Here is a 6458-nt window from a genome sequence, read left to right as displayed (position 1 = left end):
ACGACGCTGGTCAACCAGCATACCGTAGATCATTTACGGGACAGCGCTTAGCTTGATCTTGTTGGCGGCTTCCAGCAGCTTGTAGTCGTCGATCTGGGAGAGGTCGTCGCGTGTCTTGAGATTCTTGCGGCGGGCGGGGTCGGTCTCGGCGAGGTCGAAGAAGTAGTCGACGTCGAAGGCGGCGACGTGGTCCCGCAGCCGGTTGATCGTCTCGTTCCAGAGGTAGTTCAACGCGGCGTCGAACAGCCCGACCGAGCCCGCCATGATCATCTTGGCGATGTAAGGCGCGTCCGCCCGCTCCTCGGGGGTGAGTTCCTCAATGACATCGGGGGTGTTCCTGAGGAGGGTCTCGCGCTGCTTGGCCGTGACGATGATGTTGTCCGTGGGAAGCCCCCAGGCCTCCAGCACCTGGAACATCAGATCTTCGAATGCCTCCAGGTCCGCGCGAGCGGCCTGTACCTGGAGCGAAGACTGCGGTGCGGGAACTGGCAAGTTTTCGGGGACGTCCTGGAGACTCATGTGTTCCTTCTCCGATGGGAGTTGCTCCTCCTCGCCTCGCGGCGAGGAGTTCTGCCGCCAGCCTCTGTCGCGCCCTGCGGCGTAGTCCGGGCAACTGTCCCGCCCGCCGCATCTTCCGATTCACCCCGGAGCCCAGGGTTGTCCTGGAAGCCGTTGGGGTGTGCTGTGGCGAGCAATTGGACGCGTCAGTCTGGCACTTCGGGCGATCAGCTTGTCGCATCGTATGCGGAACGGGGAGGGAATTACCGTCTTTGCAAGTCACCGAGGCGCGGGCGGACCTCCCGTTTTTACCTGCCGCTGGGGCCGCCGGCGTCTCCAGCTCGTCCAGCAGCCGCTCCAGTTCCATACCTGTCAAAAAATCGCATGTCCCTGCGACGGACTTCCCACTTCGATACTTTTCCTTCATGCTCAACGCCACTGAAGCCGCCGTCGCCGTCACCGAAGCTGTCGCAGCAGGCGCAGCCACCGGTCTCCTCGACCGCGTACGCGAACGCGTCAGGACGCTCGTCTCCGGCGAGCCCCGCGAGGTCCAGGACCGGTATGCGGAGGAGGCCGCCGATCATGCGATCCTGCTCCAGGAGGAGGCCCTCTCGCTGGAGGACATCGCCGCCTACTGGCGGGTCAGGCTCGTCCAGCACAACCTAGCGGTCGACAACTCCACCTCCACGGTGACGTTCGGCGACGTGCATGCCCAGACGAACTACAACGTAGGCAGAGACTTCAGCGGCACCATCAACCTCTGATGGGCGACAAGCACCTCTCCTTCCACTCCGGCCGGGACACCCACGTCGTGATCAACGAAGTGGCGAAGGAGTTCCCCGAGGTCGCCTCAGCCCTCAACCGCCTGGACGCGAAGGTCCTCAGGGACTTCTCCAACGCACTGTCGAGCAAGATGAACTGGTCGATGGCCGAGATGTTCAGCCATGCGGCCAACGGTCTGAGCATGGATGTCCTCGAAGGGTTCGCCAGCACCGCGCATCTGGTGGATTCGAAGCGGCTGGACGACTTCTCACGGGCCGTGAACTACCTGGAGAGCGACCCCGTGGTCTCGGACCTTGGCCGGGTCCTGGAGGACATGAAGAAGCTGGTGGAGGCCAAGAGGGAAACGCTGTCCCTCATCGCCGAAGCGAATCGAGGGCTCGCGGAAGCGAAGAATTCCCTCGTCAAGCTGGACGTGGTGGCCCTCGCGGAGAGGTATCACTGGCGGGAGGAGCAGGGTAAACGGCAGTACACCGCGAAGCTGAAGAAGCTGGAGCAGGAGCTTCAGGACTGGAAAACCCGGTGCATGTACGCGGTCGGCATCGCGGTGATCGCCGTCTTCCTGTTCGTGCGCTGAAAGATAGTCAGAAGTCCGTGAGCCTGTGGCGCAGCACGTCCCGCGCGACCAGCTTGTACATCCGATCTGCGGCAGCGTCCACGCCCTGCTCGTTGTGTCCGGCAGTGTAGGCCCAGCGACGGAGCGCCTCGTGTACGGCAGGGGAGGGCGGCGGAGGCTCGACAGTCGCCTGGATGGCGTTGTGCAGCTCGACCAGGCGGCTGTCCCACCAGGAGGCGAGGCTTGTACCGAGAGGGGCGGCCCGGCCTGCACCCACCGTTCGTACAGGGCGATGATGGGGGTGCTGTCGGCTTCGGCGGGGGTGTTCTTGGGTTCCTCCAGGCCTCGATGTCAGTCAAGCTTCGAGTCGGCGGCCGGTGCCTCGTCGGACACGATCTGCGCGTACGCCTCGCGGTCCTCCCAGGGGCGCGCCCGCTGACGGGCGTACATAGGGCTGTCGAAGAAAAGTGCGTGGCAGTGCTGGGTGCTGTTCTGCATGGAGACGGGCTTCAACTTCGAGTACTGCGACGGGTTGGCGAACGTCTGCAAGCGAGCCGTTGATGCCACCTCCGACTTGGAGGTCTTGCGGCACTCGGTCCGGGTGCTGCCGATCTTGGGCCAGCACCATAATCGTTGGCACGTTCGTGACGTCCTCACCAGCATCTTGCAGAGCATCACGACCGCAGACCGGGCTCTCGTTGCCTTGGAGGCCCTCCAGGCGGCCGGCGTTGAACCGGTACCGGTCGAGTGGTCGTTTGAGGAATTCGTGATCCGGACCCTTCATCCAGTACTCCGGGTCGGCATCCCCAAGGTCAGCGAGCGGTATTAGATGTGACTCCGAGTGGTCTCGCCCGATCCCTTGCTCAACAAGATGAACTTGACAGAGAAGTGGTTGTAGGAGTCGAAAGCCGAGGTGCTGACGACGATGCCCAGTCGGGAGACGGCTGCCAGGAGGTCGGACCACAAAGTTTCCGGGCACTTGGCGTTCAGGAGTCCGGCCGCCCACTGCATCGCATGGTCGGCGACGTCGCCGACCATGCCTCCGCCACCGAACTTGTTGTCCCAACCGCTGATCGCGGTGGCTGCTTCCTGAACCTGGTCGACGTTGTGGGAGCTGATCGAATCGGGAAGCACCGGCTCGGACGGGGCAAAAGCCTGCGCGAGGTCTATGGGGGCGATGGCGGCCAGGCCGCTGACTTGGAGGTGGTTCCGATGCCGAGCCCGGCTGCGAGCTGCGCATACGGGTGGCCGTTGCGGAGATGCGCGAGAGAGCAGAGCCTGTCAGCCGGCGCTCAGACGCCGCCAGCGAGTGCCGAGCTCCCGGCGGTGCTGGCGGAGCTTGCCGGACAGGAAGGCGCAGAGCTGGACACGTCGGCACCGGACGGATAGTGATCCGGACGCCCAGAAAGAGGTTGCGCATCTGCTCGCTGGGCCGTACCTCGATCACTTGCACCTCTCCGGCATCGCGTCCTACCGCGGCCCAGGACAGCCGTGCTCGACGTCCGACGCCGCACTTCGGCTGACCAGGCGAATTATGCGTTGCACTTCGGTCAGGTCAGGGACGACGTGGCAGGCACCGGCTGCAGCGAGCTTCTCGGCTGAGGTGGTACCGGAAGCTACGCCGATCACGTGGGCGCCTCCTTCCCGTCCAGTGCGGACGTCCTCGAGGGAGTCACCGATGATCACGGTCGTATCCCGCGTGAAGGTATACCCGTGGTGTGTGCCGGCTCGCTGCTGTGCCACACGTACGAGGGCAGGGCGGTGGGAGTCGTCGGAGGAGTATCCGCCGATGCCGAGGTCGAGATACTCGTCCAGACCCAGAGCCTTGAGCTTGATCTCCGCGCTGCCTCGCAGATTGCCAGTGACCACTGTGGGAACCAGCCCGGGCTCTCGTTGCACGGCGGCAAGGGCGGCGAGTGCGCCGGGCATGACCTGCCCCGTGCGCGAAAGATCGTCACGGTGACGCTCCAGTTGCGCGGGCATCCCCTGCACGATGTGTTGCGCGAGTTCCTCGATCCGCTCGGATTCCACTGCATTCGCGCGCAGCAACTCCCGGACAGCGAGGGGCATCGTCACCCCGGTTCCCCGGGCGGGCAGACTCTCGGCAGGCCGGCCCACCACCTCCTCGAAGAGTTCCCGGTAGACCAGCCGGTCGGTGTCGCCGGTATAGAGGAGGGTTCGGTCGATGTCCCAGAGAACCAAGATCATGCGGCGGCTCGCTGGCGCATGACGCTTTCCCCACGATCCAGTAGCTCCAGGGAGGTTGATGAGGCACCGTAGGAACGCGCTTCATTGAGCATGGTGTGCAGGTGGTCGTCGAGGCGGGCGGATTGAATGCCTTCGACGAGGGTCAGGACGTCATGGGCGGTGGCGCAGCCGGCGTCGGCGTCGCCGGCGCGCATCTGTGCGGTGGCGGCTCGGGAGAGGAACTGAGCGGTAGTGCGGGTCTCATCCCGGCTGAGCACGCCGCGGGCCGCGGCGAAGGAGTTAGCTGCCCGGGCTGGCTGTCCCAGGTCGAGGTAGCAGCTTCCGGTCTGTCCGAGGATCTCCCCCGGGCTGATCCAGTACAGCCAGTGAGGGTCGTCCTCGCCCCGGCCGCGGGCGCAGAGTTCTTCGGCTTCGGCAAGCGCAGCCAGGGCGTGGCGCTCTTCACGGAGTCTGGCGTGGCCGCGAGCCTGGCGGGTGAGGAGCATGGCGTTCAGGGCGGGGGCGTCATGATCGGTGATTGCCTGGCGTGCTGTACGGGCGGCGGTGATGGCGTCGCGCGGGTCGCCGGCTGAGTACCCGTGGATGGCGAGGAAACCCAGGGCGCCGGCGCGCAGGCGGGAGTCGCCTGAAGCATGGGCTGCGCGCAGGGCGCCGAGGAAGAGGTGCTGGGCAGTGTCGTGGTCACCGCTGTCGAAGGTGTACCAGCCGGTCTGGGCTGCCGTGTCGGCGGTGACGGCAGCCAGGCGGCGTCCGTAACCCTCCTTGTAGGAGCCGTGCTTGAGCAGATGCAGGAGCATCCGCAGGTGAGTCTTCGCCGTGTGGGCGAGGTTCCCGCTACCACTGCTGGCATCCATCTGGCGAAGTGCGTCAGTGGTGCTTTGAAGCGAGTCGATCAGGGCGTCGGTGACAGCCGTGGTACTGGAAGAAGCAGCCACGGCATCCGCGGGAGCAATGGCGGACTGCAGGACGTACTGGGTGAGTGCGGCTCCGCTCAGGGCGGTCAGCACGCGGCGGCGCTTCATGGTGGTACCTCCGATGGCCACTTCAAGTGACGTCACCATACGATCCGCCGTCCAGGGCAGTACGGCCTCCGCGGAGAGGTTATGACCAGGTTTCGGCGCAGCGCCGCGTAGAGGTGTCAGCAGCAAAGGCTGCAGGTCGGAAGGCAGGCCAAGGCCGTTGAGAAGGTCGAGAAGGGTGGCTGGGCTGCCGATCTGCTTCTGACCGCGTTCGAGGCCGGAAATGAAGGACTGAGGGAGCGCCGTCAGCTCACGCACGGCCATCTGAGATAAACCAGACCGCTTGCGTACCAGGCGCAGCAGCTCGCCGAAATCCCAAGCCGCCAGGGCCCGGTAAACGGCTTCGTCGCGCCAGGCACGATCGGGCACTCCCGGCGCCGTTTCTGCCTTTGCGCACAGGGCGCACAGGGCGTCGGGGTTGTACTGACTCAGCCCGGTCGCGCACCTTTCGCACACGCGGCTCGGCGGTCTCATAGCGCGGCCCCCTGGGTCGAACTTCTCAACGGTCCACACGATATGCAGGATTCCGTATCTCTACAGAGATATCGCCGCAGAGATCAGCACGGGTACGTCCTGGACCCACACTCATGCCCACTGCGCTGACCACTCGGTCGGATGCGGTGATCACCCTGTTGCTACGGAAGGGGGAGGGACGTGCGCGGCACCACAATAAAGCTGTTCGGCCCATGCCCGCCCCGTCTTCGCTCCGACAGCGAGCGGACCGCCCCTCGTAGAGCGACAGCTGCCACCCGACCGGTCCTCCGTGCCCTCAAGAGGACGTGATGACAACAACTGCCGAACGACTGCTTCGCTCTCCCATGACCGACGCTGATCTATTGAGTCGTACCTTTCAGATCGCTGAGCGCAGGCCAGGTCAACCCCCCGTGCGCATCGACATGTTGCGGGTCGCAGAGATGCGCAGGCTGACACGGAATCTTCTGATCAAAGAGGGCCTGTCTCGCTTTGCGGACGACGCCGTACTCGTCGTCTCCGAGCTGGTCACCAACGCGGTCCAGCACAGCCACGGCCGAGAGGTCACCCTGGCGCTCTCCCTCTACAACGGTTACTTGCGGATCAACGTCCACGACGGAGTCTGCGGCCATCGGCCCACTCCAGGGAGAGCCTGCGACGAAGACGAGCACGGCCGCGGCTTGCTGTTGGTGCAGGCGATCGCCAGCGCCCGACGGGGCTCCTGGGGTGTCAGCGACGACGGCACCAGTACGTGGTGCGAACTTGCATTGGCGATGAGCTGATGACAAACAACCTCAAGGCCGCGTGCCATCGTCACCTTCAAGTTCCGACGTCACAGGCGTTCGGTTGCATCCGCCCAGTAGCTCGGGTCGAGCATCTCGCCGGGCCAGGCCGGCTGACGGACAGGGCCCCGGGGCCCCATTTGT

8 protein-coding genes and 2 pseudogenes are annotated in these 6458 nt (G+C 64.9%); 3 read left to right on the top strand and 7 right to left on the bottom strand.

Features of this window, described 5'->3' with window-relative positions:
• Positions 1-33: 33 nt before the first annotated feature.
• Positions 34-519: a hypothetical protein gene (locus AOK11_RS34165; protein WP_206188983.1), complete on the bottom strand. Its 486-nt coding sequence runs from the start codon at positions 517-519 to the stop codon at positions 34-36.
• Between the two features lie 404 nt (positions 520-923).
• Between AOK11_RS34165 and AOK11_RS34160 the strand changes: the two genes are divergently transcribed.
• The gene (locus tag AOK11_RS34160; RefSeq protein ID WP_055597544.1) at positions 924-1262 is read left to right on the top strand and encodes a hypothetical protein; all 339 of its coding nucleotides are present in this window, start codon (positions 924-926) and stop codon (positions 1260-1262) included.
• Entirely contained in the window at positions 1262-1855 is a 594-nt protein-coding gene (locus tag AOK11_RS34155) for a hypothetical protein (protein ID WP_055597543.1), read from the top strand. Before AOK11_RS34160 ends, AOK11_RS34155 begins: the two co-directional genes overlap by 1 nt.
• A gap of 330 nt (positions 1856-2185) precedes the next feature.
• Here AOK11_RS34155 and AOK11_RS43165 read toward each other — a convergent pair whose 3' ends face one another.
• From AOK11_RS43165 to AOK11_RS34130, 5 genes and pseudogenes are all read right to left on the bottom strand, one after another.
• Positions 2186-2383, bottom strand: coding sequence for a hypothetical protein (locus AOK11_RS43165; RefSeq protein WP_206188982.1), 198 nt, complete (start codon positions 2381-2383; stop codon positions 2186-2188).
• Between the two features lie 276 nt (positions 2384-2659).
• Positions 2660-2968, bottom strand: a complete 309-nt coding sequence (locus AOK11_RS34140; RefSeq protein ID WP_055597540.1) for a hypothetical protein — start codon at positions 2966-2968, stop codon at positions 2660-2662.
• Positions 2969-3033: 65 nt separating this feature from the next.
• A pseudogene (locus AOK11_RS41065) lies at positions 3034-3204 on the bottom strand (IS5/IS1182 family transposase); the annotation flags it as partial.
• A 100-nt stretch (positions 3205-3304) separates the two neighbouring features.
• Positions 3305-4042, bottom strand: a complete 738-nt coding sequence (locus AOK11_RS34135; protein WP_055597539.1) for an HAD family hydrolase — start codon at positions 4040-4042, stop codon at positions 3305-3307.
• Entirely contained in the window at positions 4039-5535 is a 1497-nt protein-coding gene (locus AOK11_RS34130; protein WP_055597547.1) for a helix-turn-helix domain-containing protein, read from the bottom strand. Before AOK11_RS34130 ends, AOK11_RS34135 begins: the two co-directional genes overlap by 4 nt.
• A gap of 410 nt (positions 5536-5945) precedes the next feature.
• On the opposite strand from AOK11_RS34130, the gene AOK11_RS34125 reads away from it, so the two are divergent.
• Positions 5946-6314, top strand: a complete 369-nt coding sequence (locus AOK11_RS34125; protein WP_240497598.1) for an ATP-binding protein — start codon at positions 5946-5948, stop codon at positions 6312-6314.
• A gap of 50 nt (positions 6315-6364) precedes the next feature.
• On the opposite strand, the pseudogene AOK11_RS45725 reads toward AOK11_RS34125, so the two are convergent.
• Positions 6365-6458 (bottom strand): annotated as a pseudogene (locus tag AOK11_RS45725) (S-adenosylmethionine-dependent methyltransferase); the annotation flags it as partial.

Source organism: Streptomyces hirsutus, from assembly GCF_001418415.1.
Classification (GTDB): domain Bacteria; phylum Actinomycetota; class Actinomycetes; order Streptomycetales; family Streptomycetaceae; genus Streptomyces; species Streptomyces hirsutus.
The sequence above is the reverse complement of the archived record's forward strand: the minus strand, read 5'-3'. Positions and strand labels throughout refer to the sequence as shown.

What these genes read in the sequence shown, in the direction of transcription:
- AOK11_RS34165 (WP_206188983.1), bottom strand. Translation starts at nt 519, where the DNA reads ATGAGTCTCCAGGACGTCCCCGAAAACTTGCCAGTTCCCGCACCGCAG.
- AOK11_RS34160 (WP_055597544.1), top strand. Translation starts at nt 924, where the DNA reads ATGCTCAACGCCACTGAAGCCGCCGTCGCCGTCACCGAAGCTGTCGCA.
- AOK11_RS34155 (WP_055597543.1), top strand. Translation starts at nt 1,262, where the DNA reads ATGGGCGACAAGCACCTCTCCTTCCACTCCGGCCGGGACACCCACGTC.
- AOK11_RS34135 (WP_055597539.1), bottom strand. Translation starts at nt 4,042, where the DNA reads ATGATCTTGGTTCTCTGGGACATCGACCGAACCCTCCTCTATACCGGC.
- AOK11_RS34130 (WP_055597547.1), bottom strand. Translation starts at nt 5,535, where the DNA reads ATGAGACCGCCGAGCCGCGTGTGCGAAAGGTGCGCGACCGGGCTGAGT.